This window comes from Streptomyces sp. NBC_00271 (assembly GCF_036178845.1).
In the GTDB taxonomy this organism is placed as follows: Bacteria; Actinomycetota; Actinomycetes; order Streptomycetales; family Streptomycetaceae; genus Streptomyces.
The window spans coordinates 2932347-2955614 of the sequence record NZ_CP108070.1 but is presented as its reverse complement, the minus strand read 5'-3'; the positions used below and the strand labels follow the sequence as shown (position 1 = coordinate 2955614).

At 70.3% G+C, this 23268-nt stretch carries 18 protein-coding genes and 1 tRNA gene; 14 read left to right on the top strand and 5 right to left on the bottom strand.

The window, feature by feature from the left end; genetic code table 11:
- Positions 1-94: 94 nt before the first annotated feature.
- From OG798_RS13885 to OG798_RS13865, 5 genes are all read left to right on the top strand, one after another.
- Entirely contained in the window at positions 95-1384 is a 1290-nt protein-coding gene (locus OG798_RS13885; RefSeq protein ID WP_095855756.1) for an ABC transporter substrate-binding protein, read from the top strand.
- Positions 1384-2352, top strand: coding sequence for a carbohydrate ABC transporter permease (locus tag OG798_RS13880; protein WP_254649031.1), 969 nt, complete (start codon positions 1384-1386; stop codon positions 2350-2352). The genes OG798_RS13885 and OG798_RS13880 overlap by 1 nt, the downstream gene beginning before the upstream one ends.
- Entirely contained in the window at positions 2349-3221 is an 873-nt protein-coding gene (locus OG798_RS13875) for a carbohydrate ABC transporter permease (protein ID WP_097226424.1), read from the top strand. Before OG798_RS13880 ends, OG798_RS13875 begins: the two co-directional genes overlap by 4 nt.
- Position 3222: 1 nt before the next feature.
- Positions 3223-3849, top strand: coding sequence for a hypothetical protein (locus OG798_RS13870; RefSeq protein WP_267061308.1), 627 nt, complete (start codon positions 3223-3225; stop codon positions 3847-3849).
- Positions 3850-3928: 79 nt separating this feature from the next.
- Entirely contained in the window at positions 3929-6661 is a 2733-nt protein-coding gene (locus tag OG798_RS13865) for an exo-rhamnogalacturonan lyase family protein (RefSeq protein WP_328757095.1), read from the top strand.
- A 110-nt stretch (positions 6662-6771) separates the two neighbouring features.
- Here the strand turns inward: OG798_RS13865 and OG798_RS13860 are convergent, their stop codons facing one another.
- Positions 6772-9162 (bottom strand): SCO7613 C-terminal domain-containing membrane protein, encoded by a 2391-nt coding sequence (locus OG798_RS13860; protein ID WP_328757094.1) that lies wholly within the window; start codon positions 9160-9162, stop codon positions 6772-6774.
- 89 nt (positions 9163-9251) lie between these two features.
- On the opposite strand from OG798_RS13860, the gene OG798_RS13855 reads away from it, so the two are divergent.
- Both OG798_RS13855 and OG798_RS13850 read left to right on the top strand, forming a co-directional pair.
- Positions 9252-9698, top strand: a complete 447-nt coding sequence (locus OG798_RS13855; protein ID WP_267061306.1) for an SRPBCC family protein — start codon at positions 9252-9254, stop codon at positions 9696-9698.
- A gap of 62 nt (positions 9699-9760) precedes the next feature.
- Positions 9761-9832 (top strand) — tRNA-Val (locus OG798_RS13850).
- A 56-nt stretch (positions 9833-9888) separates the two neighbouring features.
- Here OG798_RS13850 and OG798_RS13845 read toward each other — a convergent pair.
- Complete coding sequence (locus tag OG798_RS13845) at positions 9889-10614, bottom strand: 3'-5' exonuclease (protein WP_060902366.1); 726 nt, start codon at positions 10612-10614, stop codon at positions 9889-9891.
- 170 nt (positions 10615-10784) lie between these two features.
- Here OG798_RS13845 and OG798_RS13840 point away from each other — a divergent pair, with 170 nt between their 5' ends.
- The 3 genes from OG798_RS13840 to thrS all read left to right on the top strand — a co-directional run bounded on the left by OG798_RS13840 (position 10785) and on the right by thrS (position 14669).
- Positions 10785-11351, top strand: coding sequence for a DUF4365 domain-containing protein (locus OG798_RS13840; protein ID WP_054233932.1), 567 nt, complete (start codon positions 10785-10787; stop codon positions 11349-11351).
- The gene (locus tag OG798_RS13835; protein ID WP_328757091.1) at positions 11348-12574 is read left to right on the top strand and encodes a hypothetical protein; all 1227 of its coding nucleotides are present in this window, start codon (positions 11348-11350) and stop codon (positions 12572-12574) included. The genes OG798_RS13840 and OG798_RS13835 overlap by 4 nt, the downstream gene beginning before the upstream one ends.
- 118 nt (positions 12575-12692) lie before the next feature.
- Positions 12693-14669 carry a threonine--tRNA ligase gene (gene thrS / locus OG798_RS13830; protein WP_095855762.1) on the top strand — a complete coding sequence of 659 codons (1977 nt, stop codon included), beginning with the start codon at positions 12693-12695 and terminating at the stop codon, positions 14667-14669.
- Positions 14670-14732: 63 nt separating this feature from the next.
- Here the strand turns inward: thrS and OG798_RS13825 are convergent, their stop codons facing one another.
- Positions 14733-15419, bottom strand: a complete 687-nt coding sequence (locus OG798_RS13825) for a potassium channel family protein (RefSeq protein ID WP_267061305.1) — start codon at positions 15417-15419, stop codon at positions 14733-14735.
- Positions 15420-15486: 67 nt separating this feature from the next.
- On the opposite strand from OG798_RS13825, the gene OG798_RS13820 reads away from it, so the two are divergent.
- The gene (locus OG798_RS13820) at positions 15487-16047 is read left to right on the top strand and encodes an HIT family protein (RefSeq protein ID WP_095855764.1); all 561 of its coding nucleotides are present in this window, start codon (positions 15487-15489) and stop codon (positions 16045-16047) included.
- 127 nt (positions 16048-16174) lie between these two features.
- Here OG798_RS13820 and OG798_RS13815 read toward each other — a convergent pair whose 3' ends face one another.
- Both OG798_RS13815 and OG798_RS13810 read right to left on the bottom strand, forming a co-directional pair.
- Complete coding sequence (locus OG798_RS13815) at positions 16175-17848, bottom strand: hypothetical protein (RefSeq protein WP_095855765.1); 1674 nt, start codon at positions 17846-17848, stop codon at positions 16175-16177.
- A 157-nt stretch (positions 17849-18005) separates the two neighbouring features.
- The gene (locus OG798_RS13810; RefSeq protein ID WP_328757088.1) at positions 18006-20201 is read right to left on the bottom strand and encodes an elongation factor G-like protein EF-G2; all 2196 of its coding nucleotides are present in this window, start codon (positions 20199-20201) and stop codon (positions 18006-18008) included.
- Between the two features lie 218 nt (positions 20202-20419).
- Between OG798_RS13810 and pgsA the strand changes: the two genes are divergently transcribed.
- Genes pgsA through OG798_RS13795 form a run of 3 tightly spaced genes read left to right on the top strand, consistent with a single transcriptional unit; the run spans position 20420 to position 23255 of the window.
- On the top strand, positions 20420-21142 hold the full coding sequence (gene pgsA / locus OG798_RS13805; protein ID WP_079064919.1) for a phosphatidylinositol phosphate synthase: 723 nt from the start codon (positions 20420-20422) through the stop codon (positions 21140-21142).
- Positions 21139-22098 (top strand): phosphatidylinositol mannoside acyltransferase, encoded by a 960-nt coding sequence (locus OG798_RS13800; RefSeq protein ID WP_095855767.1) that lies wholly within the window; start codon positions 21139-21141, stop codon positions 22096-22098. Before pgsA ends, OG798_RS13800 begins: the two co-directional genes overlap by 4 nt.
- Complete coding sequence (locus OG798_RS13795) at positions 22095-23255, top strand: glycosyltransferase family 4 protein (RefSeq protein ID WP_095855768.1); 1161 nt, start codon at positions 22095-22097, stop codon at positions 23253-23255. Before OG798_RS13800 ends, OG798_RS13795 begins: the two co-directional genes overlap by 4 nt.
- Positions 23256-23268 lie beyond the last annotated feature (13 nt).

The window sequence follows — 23268 nt, the reverse complement described above, 5'->3', positions numbered from 1 at the left end:
TGACGCGCCTGGAAGCCCTCCGTACCTTGTGCCAGCAAGCGCTTACTTGAAACGATTCATGCAGGTGGCAACGACGTCGCGGGGAGGCCCGACTGTGGGTAACAACGGGAGTGTTGAGAGGCGTACGGTCCTCAAGGCGGCCGGAGCTTCACTGGCCACGCTGGGGCTGGCCGCGACGACGGGCTGCGGCGGGGACAGCGGCAGTTCCGGGGACGGGACGGTCACGATCCGGTACGCCTGGTGGGGTGCCGACGAGCGGGCGAAGAGGATCAACCAGTCCATCGCGCTCTTCGAGAAGAAGTACCCGAAGATCAAGGTGAAGACCGACTTCCAGGATTATGTGGCCTTTTGGGAGAAGTTCCAGACCCAGGCCGCCGGAGGAAATCCCCCGGACGTATTCCAGAACGCGGTCGGATTCCTGCGGAAGTACGACAAGAGAGGCATCCTGCTCGACCTCAAGCCTCAGATAGAGGCGGGAAATCTGAGCCTCGACAACTTTCGCGCCGGAGTCGAGAAGGTCGGTCAGGTCGACGGAAAGCAGCTCGGTATTCCGGTCGGATCCAACACCATGTCACTTGTCATCGACGAGAAGGTGTTTGAGAAGGCGGGCATCAAGCCGAAGCAGGGCTGGACCTGGGACGAGTACTTCGCCGCCCTGAAGAAGATCCACGACACCCAGAAGCTGCCCGGCGACACCGGCTACTTCAGCATCATGTATCTGTACGACCTCTACCTCCGGCAGAACGGCAAGGCGTTCTTCACCAAGGACGGACTCGGCTTCGACGAGGCCGACCTGACGGAGTGGTGGACGGACGGCTACAACCGCGTCAAGGCGGGCATCGTCACCGACCCCAAGCGGGTCGAGCAGGACAAGCCCAAGTCCTCGCTCTCGGCGGCCCACGGCGCCTCCGAGTTCACCTGGGACAACTTCACGGTCCGCTACACCGCCGAGGGCACCAGCACCTACGGCCTCGCGCCGATCCCGACCACCGACGGCAAGCAGACCGGTCAGTACCTCGCCTCCCTGATGCTGAGCGCCTCCGCCCGCACCAAGCACCCCAAGGAGGTCGCCCAGTTCATCAACTTCATGGTCCACGACCCCGAGGTCGGCAAGATCATGGGCTACGACCGGGGCATCCTCGCCACCACCGAGCAGTTCGACGCGTACAAGCCGGCCGACGCGCCCAACCAGGCGATCGCGAAGTACGAGACGGATGTCGCCGCGGCCGGAGTGCTCGGCGCCATCACCCCGCACCCGGCGGGCGCCGACACCTGCGAGTCCGCCTTCCTGCGCATCGGCGGTGACATGTCGCAGGGCACGACCAAGGTCGCCGACGCGGTCAAGCAGTTCTTCTCCGAGGCGAAGACCGCCCTCGCCGCCTGATGGGAACCGCCGTGACGCTCGTCAAGGACTCTCCGCCCGACGCCCCGGAGATACGCCCCGAGGCCCCCGCCGCCAAAAAGCGGCGGGGGCGCCGGGAAAACCTCGCCGGCTATCTCTTCATGTCCCCGTGGATCGCGGGCTTCCTGCTGCTGACCGCCGGCCCGATGGCCGCCTCCCTCTACTTCGCGTTCACCGACTACAACCTTTTCAATTCGCCGAAGTGGATCGGCTTCGACAACTTCACCAAGATGTTCCACGATCCGCGGTGGCAGAAGTCGGTCGAGGTGACGGCCAAGTACGTCGTCATCGGCACCCCGCTCAAGCTGCTGCTCGCGCTCGGAGTGGCCCTGCTGCTCGCGCAGAGCCGACGGGGGCAGGCCTTCTACCGGGCCGCCTTCTACGCCCCTTCGCTCATCGGGGCGAGCGTCTCCGTCGGCTTCGTGTGGCGCGCGCTCTTCTCCGACGACGCCATCGTGGACCGCACGCAGTCGTTCCTCGGCTTCCACACGGGAGGGTGGGTCGGCGACCCGAACTGGGTGCTCTACAGCCTGGTCGCGCTCACCGTCTGGCAGTTCGGCGCACCCATGGTGATCTTCCTCGCCGGACTCAAGCAGGTGCCGAGGGAGCTGTACGAGGCCGCCGAGGTGGACGGCGCCGGACCCTTCCGCAGGTTCTGGAGCATCACCCTGCCGATGATCTCGCCGGTGCTCTTCTTCAACGTGCTCCTGGAGACCATCCACTCCTTCCAGATCTTCGGCTCGGCGTACGTGGTCTCCAACGCCACCTGCGGACCGGCGGACGCCACGCTCGTCTACACCTGCTACCTGTACCAGAAGGGCTTCAGGGAGTCCCAGATGGGCTTCGCGTCGGCCATGGCCTGGATGCTGCTGCTCGCCGTGGCGCTGGTGACGGCCGTCCTCTTCTGGTCCCAGAAGCGCTGGGTGCACTACGAGGAGGACGCCCGATGAGCACCACCCTGCGCAAGCCACTGGAGGCCGGTGGCCGCAAGCGTGCCGGCTCGCTGGTCTGGCACATCGGCGCGCTGCTGATCCTCGCGGTCGTCCTCTATCCCGTCATCTGGGTCATCGGCGCCTCGTTCAAGCCCAGCCGGGACATCATCGGCAGCCTGAACCTGTTGCCGACCAGCCCCGTCCTCGGCAACTTCAAGGGCCTGGCCGACGGCATCGCGGACATCTCGATCGCGACCTTCTTCCAGAACTCCCTCTTCTACGCGCTCGGCTCCGTCGTCGGCATCCTCATCTCCTGCTCGCTGACGGCCTACGCCTTCGCCAAGATCCGGTTCGCCGGGCGGAACCTGCTGTTCTCCCTCATGATCGGCACGCTCCTGCTGCCGTATCACGTGCTGCTCATCCCGCAGTACGTGATGTTCCAGAAGATGGAACTGGTCAACACCTACGTTCCGCTGCTGATCGGCAAGTACCTGGCCACCGAGGCGTTCTTCGTCTTCCTCATGGTCCAGTTCATGCGGAACCTGCCGCGCGAACTGGACGAGGCGGCCCGGCTCGACGGCTGTGGCCATCTGCGGATCTACTGGTCGATCGTGCTGCCGCTGTGCCGCCCCGCCCTCATCACCAGCGCGATCTTCACCTTCATCAACGCCTGGAACGACTTCATGGGCCCGCTGATCTACCTCAACGAGCCCAGCAAGTACACGGTCTCGCTCGGCATGATGATGTTCCGCGACCAGGAGGGCGTCGCCAACTACGGCGGCATGATCGCGATGTCGCTGGTCGCCCTGCTGCCCGTGCTCCTCTTCTTCCTCGCTTTCCAGCGCTACCTGATCGACGGTATGGCGACCTCCGGATTGAAGGGCTGAGATGGCCACCAGCCAGCTGCGGGCGCGGGCGGAGCGGAAGAGGCGAGCGAAGGCGCGCAAGGCACCTCGCGAATCCGTGTTCGCCGAGCGTTTCGCCGTGTTCGCCGAGTGCCTGCTCACCGGGGTGTGGATCGCGGTGGCCTCGCTGCCGCTGGTCACCTACCCCGCCGCGTTCGCGGCCGGTGCACGGCATCTGCGGCGGCGTACGTCCCACGAGGCGGGCGGCTTCAGGGAGTTCGTCGCCGACTTCCGGGCGGCCGTCCGGGGCGGGTGGATCGCCGGGGTCGCCGGCTGGGCCGCGGCCGCCGCGGTCTGGGTGGACGTTCAGGCCGTGCGCGCCGGTGTCCCCGGCGGCCCGCTCGTCGGGGCCGTCGGTCTCTTCGCCCTGATCGGCCTCGTCGTGTCCGGGCTGCGCGCGGCGGCCGTCTGGGAACCCGGCGCCTCCTGGCGGGCGCTGCTCGCGGAGGCAGGACGCCGTACGGTCCTCGACCCGGCCGGTTCGTTCCTGCTCGTGGGCGGACTGGCGGTCGTGGCCGCTTCCGCCCTGTTCGTCGCGCCGCTTGCGGTCCCCGTCCTGGGGGCCGTCGCGGCGGCGGCCGTCGCCGTCGAGGCGCGCCGCCGCCGCTGAGCTCCTCGCAGGTCGGCGCCCCCGGCGTCGTACCTCGCTCTGTCATGCCCCTGACTTCCCCGCACGGAAAGGAAAGGCCATGTCCCCCATCCCCCGCAGGTCCCTGCTGAAGGCGGCCGCAGTCGCCGGAGCCGCCGCACAGTTCAGCTGGGCCCTGGGAAGCACGAACGCGCAGGCCGCCGCCAGATCCGAGGCAGCCGACACCGACCCCGTGACCCTGGACTGGCTGGAGGACGGCGCCCTTGGTGCCGCCCCCGGCTCCACCGTCGGCGTGCCCTGGCCGAAGGGCGCGTACCAGCAGGACCAGACCTTCGCGCTCACCGACGCCTCCGGCAAAGACGTGCCGGTGCAGTCCTGGCCGATCGCGTACTGGCCGGACGGCTCCCTCAAGTGGACCGCGCACGCCGTCAGTTCCGGTTCCGGGAAGCTCACGCTCGCCGCCGGTACGCCCACCGCCCCCGACAAGAAGGTGACCGTCGATAAGCACGGCGGCACCATCGACGTCTCGACCGGCGTCATCACCGCGAAGATCGGCAAGAGCGGCTCCACCCTCGTCAAATCGGTGAAGCGCGGCTCCACCGAGATCGCCAAGGACGGCCGGCTGGTGCTGATCCGCCAGCCCGAGATCGAGGACGACGACCAGGGCGCGGAGAAGTACGAGCGGTTCGAGAGCGTCATCGCCGAGGTCACGGTCGAGCAGGAGGGCCCGGTCCGTGCCGTCGTCCGCGTCGACGGCAAGCACCGCAAGGGCAGCCGCAGTTGGCTGCCGTTCTCGATCCGGCTGTACTTCTACGCGGGCGCCGACTCCTTCCGGATGGTGCACACCATCACCTTCGACGGGAAGCAGGAGCCGGGGAAGACGAGCGGCGACTTCATCCGCGGCCTCGGCGTCCGCTTCAACGTGCCGATGCGCGACGCGGCGTACGACCGGCACATCCGCATCGGCGGCGACGGCTCCGGTCTGCTGCGGGAGGCCGTGCAGGGCATCACCGGGCTGCGCCGTGACCCGGGCGCGGCCGTGCAGGCGGCCCAGTTCGCGGGCGAGAAGCTGCCCGACCCGTCCACCTGGGACCAGCGGGTGACGACCCGCCTCCAGTACATCCCCGAGTGGGGCGACTACACCCTCTCCCAGCTCTCCGCCGACGGCTTCACCCTGCGCAAGCGCACCAAGAAGGGCCACGGCTGGATCGGCGCGGGCGGGGGACACCGGGCGAGCGGGTTCGGTTACGTCGGCGGGGCGAGCGGCGGTCTCTCCTTCGGCCTCAGGGACTTCTGGGAGAAGTACCCGGCGCAGCTGGACATCCGCGACGCGGCGACCGACGAGGCCGAGGTCACCCTCTGGCTCTGGTCGCCCGAGGCGCAGCCCATGGACCTGCGCTTCTACCACGACGGCATGGGCCAGGACACCTACGCCGAGCAGCTCGAAGGCCTCAACATCACCTACGAGGACTACGAACCCGAGTTCGGCACGCCCTACGGCATCGCTCGCACCTCCGAACTCCTCTTCTGGGCCAACGAGTCGACGCCCACACCCGAGACGCTCGCCGAACAGGTAGCGGCCGTACGTGTGTTGCCACAACTCGCCGCGCCGCCCAAGCAGCTCATCAAGGCCAAGGTCTTCGGCGGCCTCTTCTCCGAGCCGGACCGCTCCACCGCCGCCAAGGCGAAGATCGAGGACCACCTCGACTTCCTCTTCACCTATTACAAGGACCAGGTGGAGATGCGCCGTTGGTACGGCTTCTGGGACTACGGCGACTTCATGCACTCGTACGACACCGTGCGCCACCAGTGGCGCTACGACGTCGGCGGCTACGCCTGGGACAACTCCGAGCTGTCGCCCGACATCTGGCTCTGGATGGCCTATCTCCGCTCGGGCCGCTCGGACATCTTCCGTTTCGCCGAGGCGCTCACCCGGCACACCGGCGAGGTCGACGTCTACCACCTCGGCCAGTGGGCGGGCCTCGGCACCCGGCACGGCGTGCAGCACTACGCCGACAGCGCCAAACAGCAGCGCATCGCCAACACCACATACCGCCGCTATTACTACTACCTCACCGCCGACGAGCGGGTCGGCGACCTCATGCACGCCAACGTCGACTCCGACGAGACGTTCCTCGTCCTCGACCCGATCCGCAAGATCCGCACCGAGCCGTACACCCCCGACCGGCACGCCCTGTCCATCGGCTTCGGCACCGACTGGAGCGGGCTGGTCTCGGCCTGGCTCACGGAGTGGGAGCGCAAGGGCCCGAAGTGGGAGAAGGCCAAGGCGCGCGTGCTGTCGACGATGGAGACGATCGCCGCCCAGCCCAACGGCTTCGTCCAGGGCAGCGGGCTGTACGACCTCGACACCGGCAGGTTCGCCATCGCCTCCGCGCCGGTCGTCTCGGTCTCGCACCTCTCCGCCGTCTTCGGCCTGAACGAACTGTGCGCCGAGCTGATCGACCTGGTCGACGTGCCGAAGTTCAAGGAGGTCTACCTCGACTACTGCCGCTACTTCAACGCCACCAAGACCGAACAGGCGGCGCGCTACGGCTCCAACTTCGGCTCCCTGCTGCTGTTCCAGGGCCACTCGCGCCTCGACGCGTACGCCGCCTTCCAGACCGGCGACGCGACGCTCGCCAAGCGCGCGTGGACGAAGTTCTACAGCTCCGACGGCTACATGGAGTCCTCGCCCTGGAAGACCGAGCCGCTGAGCGGCCCGGTCACGCTGGTTCCCGGCAGCGAGGCCAACTGGGTCAGTTCGAACGACAGCGCCCTGTACGGCCTCGCCGCCATTGAGAACCTGGCACTGCTCGGCGACAAGATGCCGTAGGGCGAGCGGCGCTGGGCGATTCCGTTGAACCGGGGGTTCTGCCGCGCCCCTTCAGGGGCGCGGGGAACTGTGCGACCGGCCACGACGTGGCCGCAGTTCGGACCGTCCCTTCAGCGCATCCGTCCGAGGACGTCCCGCACGCGTCGCGCGTCCCGGATCCGCTGCTCGTACGTCGCACCGAGTGCGAGCAGCACCAGACCGGCGAGCGCGGGAGGCACCCAACGCGGCAGCGCGCCCGCCATCTGCACGAGGTACGGGGCGAGTTCGTGCAGGGCGTCCAGCGCGAGCACGCCGCCCCCGAGGACGAGCGGGGCCCGCAGCCGGTGCCGGGCACCCACGAGGGTGACCACGAGGGCCGCGACACCGAGCAGCAGGGGGCGCGGCCAGTCGGGGTCGATCCACGCCGCCAGGAGACTCGGCACGAGCGTGACGGACAGCCCCGCTCCGTACGCCGTCCAGGACGAGGTCAGCGGATCCTTGCGGCGCGCGACGGCCCCCACCAGCAGCGCCGGGACGGTCACCGGCAGTGTGTACGCCTCGACGGAGCCGACGCCCCAGCACGCCAGCCGGACCCAGGCGGCGAGCACGAACAGGGCGGTGGCCGCGTAACCGGCGGGCCGCCGGTCCTCTCGTACGGCGGTGCCCGCGGCGATCACCGCGCACAGGGCCAGGACCAGGGCCAGCATCGGGGGGTCGGGCACCGCGAGGCCGACGGCGAGCAGCCCGGCGACGGCGCCCGTCACCTCGAGAGGCACACGCGTGGGGGAGCCGGCGAGGCGTGCCGCGAGCAGGGCCGCGACGACCGGTACGAGGAGGACCAGCAGCGCGATGTACTGCGGCTGCCAGCCGAGGGACCCACCCACGGCACAGGCCAGGGCGGTGGCGTACGTGAGAGCGGCGACCGGGGCGAGGCGCGAGCGCCCGGACACGGCGGCGAACAGCACGGTCAGCGTGGCCAGGACGCCGAGGGTCGTGCCCTCGGCGGCGAGGGAGAGGCATGCGAGGCTCACCGAGCTGACGAGGGCCAGGAGGAAGGGGACCGGGCGCGGCTCCGCCGAGCGGGCGATGTACGCCAGCGCCGCCACGATCGTGAGTCCTTGCGCCGACATCCCGGCCCAGTAAGAGATGTCGAGGGCCGCGGGAAGGACGAGCGCGGCCGCCCAGACGAGGACCGACGCGCCGATCGTCGCCCTGGGGCGCCACTGCGTACCGCGGACGGCCACGGCGAGGACGGCGGCGACGACCACGAGGACGAGCGGGGCCGTGGCCGCGTACGGAGGCCAGGGGACGCCGTCGGTCGCGACCGCCTCGCGCGCGGTCGAGGGGGTCCCGGTCCAGACATGTCCCACCCAGGCCACCGGGCCCAGCAGAGCGACGGCGACCGGCGGCAGCGCCCACACCACGGCGACCGCCTGCACGGAACCGGCCGCCAGGGCGAGGCCGCGCCTCATCGGCTCGGGGAGCCGGGTGCGTACGGCCGCCAACAGGGCCACAGCGCAGACCAGATACCCCGGAACCGTCCACTCGCCCGGCAGCGACGAGCGCGGGACGCCACCGAGCGCGGCGACCGTGAGCAGGCCGCCGGCCGAGGCGACCCAGGTGGCGACGTTCGTGTCCGGCAGCCGCCACGCCGCCGCCAGAGCGATCGCCGCGGCGAAGAGGAGGAGCGCCGCCGCACGGGCGACGGCGCTCGGACCGGTGGCCGTCCAGGACAGCCAGCCGGCCGCGAAGGAGCCCCAGCCGCCCAGGCCGTACGCGCCCACGGCGGCGACGAGACATACGGACCGCACGGGCACCCGGAGCGCGACGGCCGTGTCGAGCGCCGCCGTGACCAGCAGCGCGGCCGTCATGGCGGGGGCGCCCGCGTCGGCCGCCGCCGCCCAGAGGATCAGCGGGAGCTGCGCGGCGGCCAGCGCGGTGGGCAGGGGCAGGCGCAGCGGGAGCCGCGCGGGGGTGGCCGGTTCACCGGTCGTCCGGCGCGGCCCGCCGAGTGCGAGTCCGTACGCCGTCCACAGGGCCGCCAGCAGGGCCGACGCGACGGCCGCGTAGCCCAGGCCGTTCGTGTCGGGGAGCGCGACCTCGTGCACCGCGTACACGTCCAGGACTGTCAGCGCGAGCCCCAGCCCCGCCACGGCCTCCGCCGTCGAGCGCAGCCTGTGCCGGAGCAGGAGCACGGGTGAGCCGAGCGCGCCCAGCGTCACCGCGCCCAGCACCAGCGCCCGCCCGGCGATCCCCATCCGGCCCCAGCTGACCAGCGTGAACGCGATCGCGGCGATGGTCAGGAGGGCGCCGCCGAGAACGAGCAGCACGTTCTGGACGCGGGGCGCCGTGGTCTCGGGCCGGCGTACGGGCGGGGGCGGGAGCGGGAGGGCCACGGGCGGCCGGAGCGCGGTGATCAGCCAGGCGCGGCGCGCCAGCAACAGGGCCCGGCGCGCGTCGAGTTGCCGCAGCTCGGTGTCCAGGAGCCGCAACTCCTCGGCCGGGGGCGGAAGGTGGGTCATATTCCGGGAGTGTGGTCCCGGTCACCTTCTCCGGCATGAGTGCGCGTACTCATGTCGTACTCAGATGCCCGCTCGGGCACACTCCGTCCATGGACTGGAGCCATTACCGCTTCCGCAGTGTGTGGGCCCTGCCCGCGCCGCCCGCCGAGGTCTACCCCGTTCTCGAACAGGCCGAGGACTACCCGCGCTGGTGGCCCCAGGTCCGTGAGGTGACCCGGATCGACGAACGCAGCGGCACCATGCGCATCCGCTCGTTCCTGCCCTACGACCTGGTGTTCACGGCGCGCGAGCTGCGTCGCGACCCGGCGGCCGGGGTCCTGGAGATCGCGATGGCGGGCGACCTCGACGGCTGGGCGCGCTGGACGCTCACCACCGCCGGGTCCGGCACCCGCGCCCAGTACGACCAGGAGGTCGACGTGAGCAAGCCGCTGATGCGGCGGTTCGCGGTGCCGGGACGGCCGGTGTTCCGCGTCAACCACGCCCTGATGATGCGCGCGGGACAGCGTGGACTGGCGGCCCGACTCACGGGTGACTGACGGCTCACCCTGAAGCGGTTTGAACCACACCCGCAGGGACCTGTATTGTTCAGTGCGTTCCCGGGCGATTAGCTCAGTGGGAGAGCGCTTCGTTCACACCGAAGAGGTCACTGGTTCGAACCCAGTATCGCCCACCCGGAGAAGACCGGTCCGTCACAGACGGACCGGTTTTTCGTTGTCCCGCGCGGGCTCAGGCCGCCGCCGGCAGTTCCGGACGCAGCGGCCACGCCGGATCCACCGCCTCCGGTGAACCGCTGCGCGCGAACCACGCCTGAAGGCCGCGCGCCTGTGCCGCGTGCCACACCGACTGCAGGGTGTGCAGCTCGGCGGGGGAGAGCCGCTCCAGCCGGGTGGCGAAACGACGCCCCACGGCTCGTACGACCTCCATGGCGGCCAGTGCGTCCGCCGCCGCGTCGTGCGCGCCCTCCAGCACCACGTCGTAGTGCGCGCACAGGTCGGTCAGGGTGCGGCGGCCCTTGCGATAGCGGTCCAGATGTTTGTCCAGAACCCGCGGATCGAGCACACGCAGCGGCGCCGGCTCGAACCACCGGTCCAGATTGGTGGCGCGATGGCGGCGCAACTCCCGGTCCAGGAGCGTCAGATCGAACGGTGCGTTCATCACGACGAGCGGGCGGCCCGCCGCGGCCTGTTCGCCCAGCACCCTGGCTATCTCGTCCATCACCGGCGACGGCCAGCGGCCGTTGCGCTGAAGGTGTTCGTCTGTCAGCCCGTGCACCGCCGTCGCACCCGCGGGCACCGGCACTCCCGGGTTGACCAGCCAGCGGGTCACCCGGGGCCGGGAACCCGCGGCGTCCTGGACGACGACGGCGGCCGACACGATCCGGTCGGTCTCGACGTCCACGCCCGTGGTCTCCGTGTCGAACGCGGCCAAAGGGCCTTCGTACCAGCACGTCATACGTACACAACTCCTCGTTCACCCACGGCAGCTGACGCACCGTCTTCTGCCCGTTTGGTGATACCCGGGCTGTTTGCGCCGTACGCCGGAAGGAGACAACACAGGTACGGGTCTTTGCAGTTCAGCGGCCCGTCGCGGGGAATCACTTGGCTTGGAAGGCTGTTGGACTCATGGCACTCGCGCAGCCCGAGCGGGGCGGGCTGCTGCCCCAGCGGACGGCACCCCATCGCGGCACACTCGCCACCACCGCCTGCATGGAGACCTTGCAGGTGGGCTACTTGCACGCCGTCGCGGCCGCGGCGGGCTGTTCGCTGTCCCAGCCCTTTCCCGACAACGGCATCGACTGGCACGTCAGCCACAGCGCCCCCGGGCACACGGTCGACGACGAAGTCACCATCAAGGTGCAGCTCAAGTGCACGTACCAGATCCCGCCGAACCCGCCCGGGCCCGCTTTCTCCTTCACGCTCGACAACGAGCACCTGGCGAAGCTCGCCCGCACCCCGGTCTCGGTGCACAAGATTTTGGTCGTGATGCTCGTGCCCAGGTCCCAGGACGACTGGCTGCGCGCCAGCCACGACCGCCTCGACCTGCGGCACTGCTGCTACTGGATCAACCTCGCCGGCCACGCGATCACCGGCCGGCGCCGGACCACCGTGCGTATACCGACCTCGCGCATCTTCGACGACAGGGCGCTCTGCGAGATCATGACGAGGGTCGGGACGGGAGGGAAACCTTGACACACCGCCCCATCGACTCCATCGGCGAACCGCTCCGGCCGGTCAGGCCGCACCCCGTCGAGTCCCACTGGACCGAGCCGCCCGAGCCGGGTCAGGTCGACCCCGCCGTCCTCAGCGCGCTGCTGCACCGCCACGGCTGGCAGCGCCGCGGCGGAGCGGCCGGACGGTACGGCCGGTGGACCCCACCAGGGCCCGGTGGCGGCGGCACGAGCCTGCTCGTGCCGGAGAACCGGGCCTTCCCCGACAGCGACGACCTCCTCGGCGAGGCGCTCCTCGCGCTCTCCCGCAGCGGCGCGCCGTCCGCGCGCGACGTCCTGGTCGCCCTCGCCGTGCCCAGCGACGAGATCCGCTGGTGGCGCGATGTGCCGACCGGACCCGTGGGCGCCACGTCCTGGAGCGTGGAGGAGCGGCTGCGCTCGGCCGCCCGCTCGATGCTGCTCGCGGCGGCGCTCGCCACACGCGCGCGTGCGGGCTATTACGGCGCCCGCCACCGCAGGCCCGCCGCCGCTTCCCTGGAGAACGTCCTCGTCGGCGCCGACCCCGGCGGGCGCCGGCTCACCGCCTTCGTGCCCGTCGACACCGGCCGGCCGCTGTCCGTACGCCTGCACCAGGCGCTGTACGCCGCCCGCGAGGCCATCGACTACCAGCGGGCCACCGGCGGCATGGACGCCTTCGACGCGGCCGTCGAGGCGGGCGTCAGCCATGAACTCACCGAGGCCGTCGTCGCCCTCGTGCGCGGCACGGAGGGCGCCCGGATCGCCGTCGAGTGGGCGCCCGCCGCCGGGGTCCCCGAGGGCTGTGCGGCGCCCGACGAGGCCGTCGAGTTCTCGCCCGGCGACCTGCCCGTCCTGCGCGAGGCCGGGGCCCGCTATCTGCGCGCCGAACCGTCCGTACCGGTGCGCCTCACCGGCGCCGTGGTGCGGATGCGCAGGTCCCAGCCGCGCAGCGAGGGCACCGTACGGCTGCGGGTGATCGCGGGAGCGGAGGTCCAGCACGTCCGTATGACGCTCGACGAGGAGGCGTACCGGATAGCGGGCCACGCCCATCTGGTGGGGCTGCCGGTGCGGGTGCTGGGGCGGCTGGAGAGCCGCGGCGGCTTCCGCAGGCTCACCGACGCCTCCGGGGTCGTACCGGTGCAGGTGGACGAGGCCGAGCGGGACCGGCTGATGAAGTCGCTCCAGGAGAACCTGGACTTCTTCGAGGAGGCGTGCAGCGGGGACTGAGGGCTTTGTGGAGCTTTGCCGGTAACCGTTTCGCGGAGGGCACCCCGGGCTCGGTACGATCGCCCTTGTATTGCGTACGTAAGAGAAGGTGCGCGTCCCCTTCAGTCAGGAGAGACCGGTGTCAGACGTCCGTGTGATCATCCAACGCGATTCCGAGCGGGAAGAGCGCGTGGTGACGACGGGCACTACGGCCGCCGACCTCTTCACGGGCGAGCGCACCATCGTCGCGGCCCGCGTGGCCGGCGAGCTGAAGGACCTCGCGTACGAGGTGCGGGACGGCGAGGAGGTCGAGCCCGTCGAGATCTCCTCCCAGGACGGCCTCAACATCCTGCGCCACTCCACCGCGCACGTCATGGCGCAGGCCGTGCAGGAACTCTTCCCCGAGGCCAAGCTGGGCATCGGCCCGCCGGTCAAGGACGGCTTCTACTACGACTTCGACGTCGAGAAGCCGTTCACGCCCGAGGATCTCAAGGCCATCGAGAAGAAGATGCAGGAGATCCAGAAGCGCGGTCAGCGTTTCTCCCGTCGTGTGGTCACCGACGAGGACGCCCGCGAGGAGCTCGCCGCCGAGCCGTACAAGCTGGAGCTCATCGGGATCAAGGGCTCCGCGTCCTCGGACGACGGCGCGGACGTCGAGGTCGGCGGCGGCGAGCTGACGATCTACGACAACCTCGACGCCAAGACCGGCGAGCTGTGCTGGAAGGACCTCTGCCGCGGTCCCCACCTGCCCACCACCCGCAACATCCCGGCGTTCAAGCTCATGCGCAACGCCGCCGCGTACTGGCGCGGCAGCGAGAAGAACCCGATGCTCCAGCGCATCTACGGCACCGCCTGGCCCTCCAAGGAGGAGCTGAAGGCGCACCTCGACTTCCTCGTGGAGGCCGAGAAGCGCGACCACCGCAAGCTGGGCAGCGAACTGGACCTCTTCTCCATCCCGGACCAGATCGGCTCGGGCCTCGCCGTCTTCCACCCCAAGGGCGGCATCATCCGCCGGGTCATGGAGGACTACTCGCGGCGCCGCCACGAGGAAGAGGGCTACGAGTTCGTCTACACCCCGCACGCGACGAAGGGGAAGCTCTTCGAGACCTCGGGCCACCTGGACTGGTACGCCGACGGCATGTACCCGCCCATGCAGCTCGACGAGGGCGTGGACTACTACCTCAAGCCCATGAACTGCCCGATGCACAACCTGATCTTCGACGCGCGCGGCCGCTCGTACCGTGAACTGCCGCTGCGCCTCTTCGAGTTCGGGACCGTGTACCGGTACGAGAAGTCGGGCGTCGTGCACGGCCTGACCCGCGCCCGTGGCTTCACGCAGGACGACGCGCACATCTACTGCACCAAGGAGCAGATGGCGGAGGAGCTCGACAAGACGCTCACCTTCGTCCTGAACCTGCTGCGCGACTACGGCCTGACCGACTTCTACCTGGAGCTCTCCACCAAGGACCCGGAGAAGTTCGTCGGCTCCGACGAGGTCTGGGAGGAGGCCACCGAGACGCTGCGGCAGGTGGCCGAGAAGCAGGGCCTCCCGCTCGTCCCGGACCCGGGCGGCGCCGCGTTCTACGGTCCGAAGATCTCCGTCCAGACCAAGGACGCGATCGGCCGGACCTGGCAGATGTCGACCGTGCAGCTGGACTTCAACCTGCCGGAGCGCTTCGACCTGGAGTACACCGGCCCCGACGGCTCCAAGCAGCGTCCGGTGATGATCCACCGCGCGCTGTTCGGATCCATCGAGCGCTTCTTCGCGGTGCTCCTCGAGCACTACGCGGGCGCGTTCCCGGCCTGGCTGGCGCCCGTGCAGGCGGTCGGCATCCCGATCGGCGACGCGCACGTGGAGTACCTGCAGAAGTTCGCCACCGAGGCGAAGAAGAAGGGGCTGCGGGTCGAGGTCGACGGATCCTCCGACCGTATGCAGAAGAAGATCCGCAACGCCCAGAAGCAGAAGGTGCCCTTCATGGTCATCGCGGGCGACGAGGACATGGCGGCCGGCGCCGTCTCCTTCCGCTACCGCGACGGCTCGCAGGAGAACGGCATCCCGGTCGACGAGGCGATCGCCAAGATCATGAAGGTCGTCGAGGAGCGCGCGCAGGTCTGACGCGCAGGTCCGACGCGTCCGGTGCCTCTTTGACGCGCAGGTGACGCAAGGCCCCCGGAGAGCTCAGCTCCCCGGGGGCCTTTTCCTGCCCCTGTCCCCGTAGTCCCCGTCGTTCTCGTCCTCGCGCGCGAACACCTGGAGCAGCCAGGACGAGAACGAGCCGGTCACCGCGCCGAGCAGCGCCAGACCGCCCACCATCAGCACCGACGCGATCGTGCGCCCCATCGGGGTCACCGGCACCACGTCTCCGTACCCCACCGTCGTGAGCGTGGTGCAGGTCCACCACACCGAGTCCCCGAACGTCCGGATCGAGGCGCCCGGCGCCCCGCGCTCCTGCTGGTAGACGGCGAGGGAGCCCGCGAAGCCGAGCAGCGCGGCCGACAACCCCGCGTAGAAGACCACGCGCGCATGCAAGGAGAGACGGGGCTCCCCACGATGACGCTGTACGGCCTCGTAGACCTTGACGATGCGCAGCGGACGCAGCAGCGGCAGCAGGAGCGCCACCGTGTCCACCGGGTGCGCGCGGATGAAGCCGAGGCGCTGTCCGCTCAGACCCCAGCGCACCGCGTAGTCGACGCCGAACAGCGCCCATGCGGCCAGCATCGCCGCCACACAGACCTGTCGCCAGACGGCGGGCAGCGTGTGCCCGAGGACCAGGACGGCGTACGCGGCGAGAAACAACGCCGAGGCCAGGCTGAGCGGGACCTCGGTGCGCCTTTCCCACCGGGCCTGTCGGCTGTCGTCGTCCATCGGCCCAGCTTGGCCCGGCGAGCATTCGGCAGAGCCCCGCCGACACGCCGCGAACGGGCGAAGCAATATGCTGCACCACATGACGAGTGAGCCGGAGCAGCAGATCGGAGTGGGAACGCAGGACGCGTTCCAGCGCTTGTGGACGCCCCACCGGATGGCTTACATCCAGGGCGAGAACAAGCCCACCGGCCCGGGGGCCGACGACGGCTGTCCGTTCTGCTCGATCCCCGCCAAGTCCGACGAGGACGGGCTCATCGTGAGGCGCGGTGAGCAGGTGTACGCGGTGCTCAACCTGTACCCGTACAACGGCGGCCACCTCATGGTCGTGCCCTACCGCCATGTCGCGGACTACACCGACCTGACCGACCCGGAGACCGCCGAGCTCGGGGAGCTGACCAAGCAGGCGATGACCGCGCTGCGCACCGCCTCGGGCGCGCACGGTTTCAACATCGGCATGAACCAGGGCACGGTGGCGGGCGCGGGCATCGCCGCCCATCTCCACCAGCACATCGTCCCCCGCTGGGGCGGCGACACCAACTTCATGCCGGTCGTCGGCCACACCAAGGTGCTCCCGCAGCTCCTGGCCGACACCCGCAAGATGCTGGCAGAGGCCTGGCCGACGCACTAGTTCAAACGGGGCGCCTGCTGACAGGCGCCCCGTCGATGCGCCCCTTCAGGAGCGCGGGGAACTGCGCGACCGGCCCCTGACGACCGTCACTCTGCGCACCGGCCCATCCCGCTCCTCCGCCGGAGGCTCACGCATCGTAGAGGTCCGCCTTCCGAGGCGACGGATCCTGCACCGCCGTGCTGAGGAACGCCGACCGGTTACCGAACTTCTCCGTGTCGACCCCGTTCTCGTCCAGCACCTTGATCGCCGCCGCGTGCACGACACGGAGCACCGGCGTGGCCGCCCGCAGCGCGTCGTCGGCCATGAAGCGGTGCCGCCAGGGCTGGTCGGCCCACGCGTGCCGCAGGCCGAACGGCTCGGGGAGCGTCAGCTTGCCGCCGAGCCAGTTCAGCAGCGGCGGGTACCCGGTGAGCGGGGCGCGCGCGGTGAGACGTACGACCTCGTCCGTGGTGACCAGCGGCAGCTTCACCTTGCGGGTCTCCCAGAACTTGACCGCCTTGGCGACCTCTTTCGTCGGGGCCTCGGGCTTGCTGGTGAACAGGGAGTGCACGGGACCCAGGGCGTGCCCGGTGACCTCGATGCGCAGCGTCTCGTGCAGCACGGTCACGGTGATCAGCATGGTGATGATCAACTGGCCGTCCCACAGCGTCCACTGCACGCCGAGGTAGTGCCGCTGGCCGCTGCCGAACTGCTGCTTGTTGCAGATGTCCTGTATGGCGTGGCTCTTGATCGTGTACGCCTCGACGTCCGTGCCGCCCGGCCGGGACACCTCCTTGGCGTTCTCACCGATCGGCGAGACGATCCAGTGCTTGATCGAAGGGGTGGGGAAACCACCGGTGTTGAGCGGGCCGCGCTCCAGCATGCGGAGCTTGTCGTGGATGTTGCGGACGACGTCCCAGCTGCGGAAGGGGTGGATCTCCTTGTCCGGGTCCTTGGGGACGAGGTCCTCGGCGAGCTGCCAGCTGCCCCAGCGGGTGCCCATGCCGAGTATGCCCTTGGGTCCGGCGTAGAACACCGAGTTGGACTGCTGCTCGGCGCTGAGGGCGGCCAGGGCCTGGCGCAGCCGCTCGGCCGCCGTCTCGCCCGGGCTGCCGGGCACCGCCTCCGGGATCTTGGCGCCGAGGCCGCCGCCGGACAGCAGGCTGTCCCAGCGCGCGCGCAGGTCCTTGGCGGTCCGCTCGCAGATCTGCTTGGCCCAGAGCCAGCCGATCACCGGGAGGACCACCGACGCACGCGCGTACCAGGCCCAGAAGCCGGTGAAGGGCATGCGGACGAGGAAGACCACGGCGAGGGCGCCAAAGGCGACCAGGAGCGTGGTGCCGAGGGCGCCGGCGCGCTTGTTCGTCTGCTTGGCGATCATGGACCGGAGCTGGAAGACCAGCAGCCACACCAGCAGCCCGGGCAGAAACAGCACACCGCACAGCACCATGACGGCCGACAGCCAGTTGTCCCGCTCCCGGCGGATGCGGTTCGCCGCGAGGCAGTGCTCGACGACGACCTGCGGCTCGGTGCCGAACGACTGGATGAGGGGCTTGCGGCCGGCGCCCAGCATGCGGTCCACCACCGCCCGCCCGAAGGCCTCGCCGAGGTTGGGCCTGAAGATCGTGGCCCACTTGCGGCCCGGGTTGACGGTGGACTCGTGCCACTGGTTGTTCGCCTTGAGGATCTCGCCGACATCGCTGTCCCGGTACGCCGCCGAGGCCAGGGCGAAGGTCGCCGCCGTCTGTCCCGCGGAACCCGAGAGCGGCACCTGCGCCCCGGGAGTGAAATCGAAACCGTCGAACGCCACTTCCGCCCCCATCGCCGCCGCCCCCGCTCCTGCGGCTTTCCCGACTTCCCTGCCCCGCACACCTGTTGATCAGGTCATCGTCTTGATCAGTTCCCAGAGTATCGGCCGCGACCGACATTCGTCGGCGGACGGCCGAAGCCGCCCGCCGAGGGTGAAGGGAGTCGAACTGTCAGGCGTTCTGGGCTTGTTCGCGCATCCTTTCGGCGATCTGTGACGGCATCGGCTCGTGCCGTGCGTAGGTGCGGTTGAAGCGTGCGGTGCCGTGCGAGAGGGAGCGCAGATCCACGGCGTACCGCCCGATCTCGATCTCCGGGACCTCGGCCCGTACGAGCGTGCGTCCGCCGCCCGCCTGCTCGGTGCCGACCACCCGGCCGCGCCGCCCCGACAGGTCGCTCATCACGGCGCCCACGTACTCGTCGCCGACCAGGACCGTCACCTCGGCCACCGGCTCCAGCAGATGGATCCTGGTGTCGGTGGCCGCCTCACGCAGGGCGAGCGCGCCCGCGGTCTGGAACGCCGCGTCGGAGGAGTCCACGGAGTGCGCCTTGCCGTCGAGCAGGGTGATCCGTACGTCGATGAGGGGATAGCCCGCGACCACGCCCTTGGCGGCCTGGGCCCGCACCCCCTTCTCGACGGAGGGGATGAACTGCCGGGGCACGGCCCCGCCGACGACCTTGTCCACGAACTCGATTCCCGAGCCGTTCGGGAGGGGCTCGACCTCGATCTCGCAGATCGCGTACTGCCCGTGCCCGCCGGACTGCTTCACATGGCGGCCGCGCCCCGCGGCCCTGTCCGCGAACGTCTCCCGCAGGGAGACCTTGTGCGGGACCACGTCGACCTGGACGCCGTACCGGTTGCGCAGCCGCTCCAGGGCGACGTCGGCGTGGGCCTCGCCCAGGCACCACAGAACGACCTGGTGGGTGTTCTGGTTCTGTTCCAGGCGCATGGTGGGGTCCTCGGCGACCAGCCGGCCCAGGCCCTGCGAGAGCTTGTCCTCGTCGGCCTTGCTGTGTGCCTGGATGGCGAGCGGCAGCAGCGGGTCCGGCATCTGCCAGGGCTCCATCAGCAGCGGGTCGTCCTTGGCTGAGAGCGTGTCACCGGTCTCGGCCCGGTTGAGCTTGGCCACGCAGGCCAGGTCGCCCGCGATGCAGTGCGTCAAGGAGCGCTGCTGTTTGCCGAACGGCGCGGACAGGGCGCCGACGCGCTCGTCGACGTCGTGGTCCTCGTGCCCGCGGTCGCCGAGGCCGTGCCCGGAGACGTGCACCGTCTCGTCGGGTCGCAGGGTGCCCGAGAAGACGCGGACGAGGGAGACCCGGCCCACATAGGGGTCGCTGGCCGTCTTCACGACCTCCGCGACCAGCGGTCCGTTCGGATCGCAGGCCTTGACCTCGCGTTCCAGGCCTTCCAGTGTCGTCACGGTGGGCGCCGGGCGCTCCAGCGGGGTCGGGAAGCCGCCCGTGACGAGTTCCAGGAGCTCGACGGTGCCGAGCCCCTGGCGGGCGCCCTCGGCGGCGGGTGCGGCCGCCAGGACCGGGAAGAAGGCCCCGCGCGCCACGGCCCGCTCCAGGTCCTGCACGAGCGTCTTGACGTCGATCTGCTCGCCGCCCAGATAGCGGTCCATGAGGGTCTCGTCCTCGCTCTCGGCGATGATCCCCTCGATCAGCCGGTTGCGCGCCTCCTCGATCAGCGGCAGCTGCTCCGGTCCCGGCTCGGCCTCCTTGCGCTCCCCGGAGGAGTAGTCGAACAGCCGCTGTGTGAGGAGCCCGATCAGCCCGGTGACAGGGGCGTGCCCGTCGGGCCCCTCCGCGCCGTGCAGCGGCAGGTACAGCGGCAGTACGGCGTCGGGGTCGTCCGCGCCGAAGGCCTCGGCGCAGATCCGCGTCATGTCGTCGAAGTCGGCGCGCGCCGACTCGAGGTGGGTGATCACGATGGCGCGCGGCATGCCGACCGCCGCGCACTCCTCCCACACCATCCGGGTCGAGCCGTCCACCCCGTCCGAGGCCGAGACGACGAAAAGGGCCGCGTCCGCGGCGCGCAGACCGGCCCTGAGTTCCCCGACGAAGTCGGCGTATCCGGGGGTGTCGATGATGTTGATCTTGTATCCGTCCCAGTCGACGGGTACCAGGGACAGCTGCACCGAGCGCTGCTGCCGGTGCTCGATCTCGTCGTAGTCGGAGACGGCGGTGCCGTCCTCCACCCTGCCCGCCCGGTTCACTGCTCCCGCCGTCAGCGCGAGAGCTTCCACCAATGTCGTCTTGCCGGATCCGCTGTGGCCGACCAGCACCACATTCCGTACGGACGCGGGGTGGTCGGCCGCTGTAGCCCTGCCGGCGGCTCCGGGGTGTGCGTTCGCCTTGTCGCCCATGGTCTTGCCTCCCGTGCACGGTGAGGTCTCTTTGGGCGCGGGCGTGGCCGGATCCGCGTGCGGTGCGGCTCCGATGACGCCCGCGGTGTCTTCGAGCTTTGCACTCGCGTCACGGTGCGTCCATACGGGGGACGCGATCCCGCCGTGACATCGATGGCATCCCACCGTGACACGGGGTGCGGGTGCCCGGCCGTCGCACAAGCGCGCGCGTGGCTACGATGGGCCAGCCGGTGGCCAGCAGGGGCCGCGCGGCGACACCGACCCTCGGGAAGGCCATGCTGAACAAGTACGCGCGTGCATTCTTCACGCGTGTCCTCACACCGTTCGCCGCGTTTCTCATCCGTCGGGGGGTAAGCCCCGACACGGTCACCCTCCTGGGTACGGCCGGAGTCATGGCGGGCGCGCTGGTCTTCTACCCCCGGGGGGAGTTCTTCTGGGGCACGATCGTCATCACGCTCTTCGTCTTCTCCGACCTGGTCGACGGAAACATGGCGCGCCAGCTCGGCCGCTCCAGCCGCTGGGGCGCCTTCCTGGACTCCACGCTCGACCGGGTCGCCGACGGCGCGATCTTCGGCGGTTTCGCGCTCTGGTACGCGGGCGGCGGCGACAACAACGCCCTGTGCGCCGTCTCGATCTTCTGTCTGGCCAGCGGCCAGGTGGTCTCGTACACCAAGGCCCGTGGCGAGTCGATCGGCCTGCCCGTCGCCGTGAACGGCCTGGTCGAGCGCGCCGAGCGCCTGGTGATCTCCCTGGTCGCGGCGGGCCTCGCGGGGCTGCACAAGTTCGGGGTGCCTGGCATCCAGTGGCTGCTGCCCGTCGCGCTGTGGATCGTCGCCGTCGGCAGCCTCGTCACGCTGATCCAGCGCGTCGTCACGGTGCGCCGGGAGTCCGCAGAGGCGGACGCCGCGGCCGCGGCGCAGAACAGCGGGGCCACGTCGTGACCCGTCTCCAGGAGAGGCTGGTGGACGGGGCGTACGCGCTCGGCTGGAGCACGGTCAAGAAGCTTCCGGAGCCGGTCGCGGTGCGCCTGGGCCGCACGATCGCGGACATCGCCTGGAAACGGCGCGGCAAGGGCGTACAACGGCTGGAGAGCAACTACGCGCGCGTGCTGCCCGACGCGACCCCGGAGCGGCTCGCCGAGCTCTCCCGGGCGGGCATGCGCTCGTACCTGCGCTACTGGATGGAGTCCTTCCGCCTCCCCGCCTGGAGCAAGGAGCGCGTACGCACGGGCTTCGACTGCAAGGACGTGCACCATCTGACGGACGGGCTCGCCTCCGACCAGGGCGTCATCCTGGCCCTGCCGCACATGGGCAACTGGGACCTCGCCGGCGCCTGGGTCACCACCAAGCTGGAGACCCCGTTCACGACCGTCGCCGAGCGCCTCAAGCCGGAGTCGCTGTACGACCGTTTCGTCGCCTATCGCGAGGGTCTCGGCATGGAGGTCCTGCCGCACAGCGGCGGCACCGCGTTCGGCACGCTGGCGCGGCGGCTGCGGGACGGCGGACTGATCTGCCTGGTCGCCGAGCGTGATCTGTCGGCCTCGGGCGTCGAGGTGGAGTTCTTCGGCGAGACGACCCGGATGCCCGCGGGCCCGGCGCTGCTCGCCCAGCAGACCGGAGCCGTCCTTCTGCCGGTCACGCTCTGGTACGACGACTCACCCGTGATGCAGGGCCGTGTGCATCCCCCCGTCGAGGTCCCCGAGACAGGCACCCGGGCCGAGAAGACGTCTGTCATGACACAGGCGCTGGCCGACGCCTTCGCCACGGGTATCGCCGAACATCCGGAGGACTGGCACATGCTGCAGCGCTTGTGGCTCAAGGATCTCGATCCAGGGAAGGATCCTGACAACAGGGATTCCGACAACGCCCAGAAGGATTCCGAGAAGAGGACTCCGTGAGGATCGGCATCGTCTGCCCCTACTCCTGGGACGTGCCGGGCGGCGTCCAGTTCCACATCCGTGACCTGGCCGAACACCTCATCCGCCGCGGGCACGAGGTGTCCGTGCTCGCTCCCGCGGACGACGAGACACCGTTGCCGCCGTACGTCGTCTCGGCGGGCCGCGCGGTTCCGGTGCCCTACAACGGCTCCGTGGCGCGCCTGAACTTCGGCTTCCTGTCGGCGGCCCGGGTGCGGCGCTGGCTGCACGACGGCACCTTCGACGTGATCCACATCCACGAGCCGGCCTCCCCCTCGCTCGGCCTGCTCGCGTGCTGGGCCGCGCAGGGCCCCATCGTCGCCACCTTCCACACCTCCAACCCGCGCTCCCGGGCCATGGTCGCCGCGTACTCGATCCTGCAGGCGGCCCTGGAGAAGATCAGCGCGCGGATCGCGGTGAGCGAGTACGCCCGCCGCACCCTCGTCGAGCACCTGGGCGGCGACGCGGTCGTCATCCCGAACGGCGTCGACGTCGACTTCTTCGCCCGCGCCAAGCCCAAGCCCGAGTGGCAGGGCGACACCCTCGGCTTCATCGGCCGCATCGACGAGCCCCGCAAGGGCCTGCCCGTCCTCATGAAGGCCCTGCCCAAGATCCTCGCCGAGCGTCCGGGGACCCGGCTCCTGGTCGCCGGACGCGGTGACGAGGAGGAGGCCGTCGAGTCCCTGCCCGCCGAGATGCGCTCGCGCGTCGAGTTCCTCGGCATGGTCAGCGACGAGGACAAGGCCCGCTTCCTGCGCAGCGTCGACCTGTACGTGGCGCCCAACACCGGCGGCGAGAGCTTCGGCATCATCCTCGTGGAGGCGATGTCGGCGGGCGCGCCGGTGCTGGCCTCCGACATCGACGCGTTCGCGCAGGTCCTCGACCAGGGCGCGGCCGGCGAACTCTTCGCCAACGAGGACGCGGACGACCTGGCCGCCGCGGCCCTGCGGCTGCTCGGCGACCCCGAGCGCCGGGCCGAACTCCGCGCGCGGGGCAGCGCCCACGTACGGCGCTTCGACTGGTCGACCGTCGGCGCGGACATCCTGTCCGTCTACGAGACGGTGACGGATGGTGCGGCGGCGGTCGCCGCGGACGAACGCACGGGGCTGCGGGCGAGGTTCGGACTGGCCCGGGACTGAGCGCGCTGGGGCA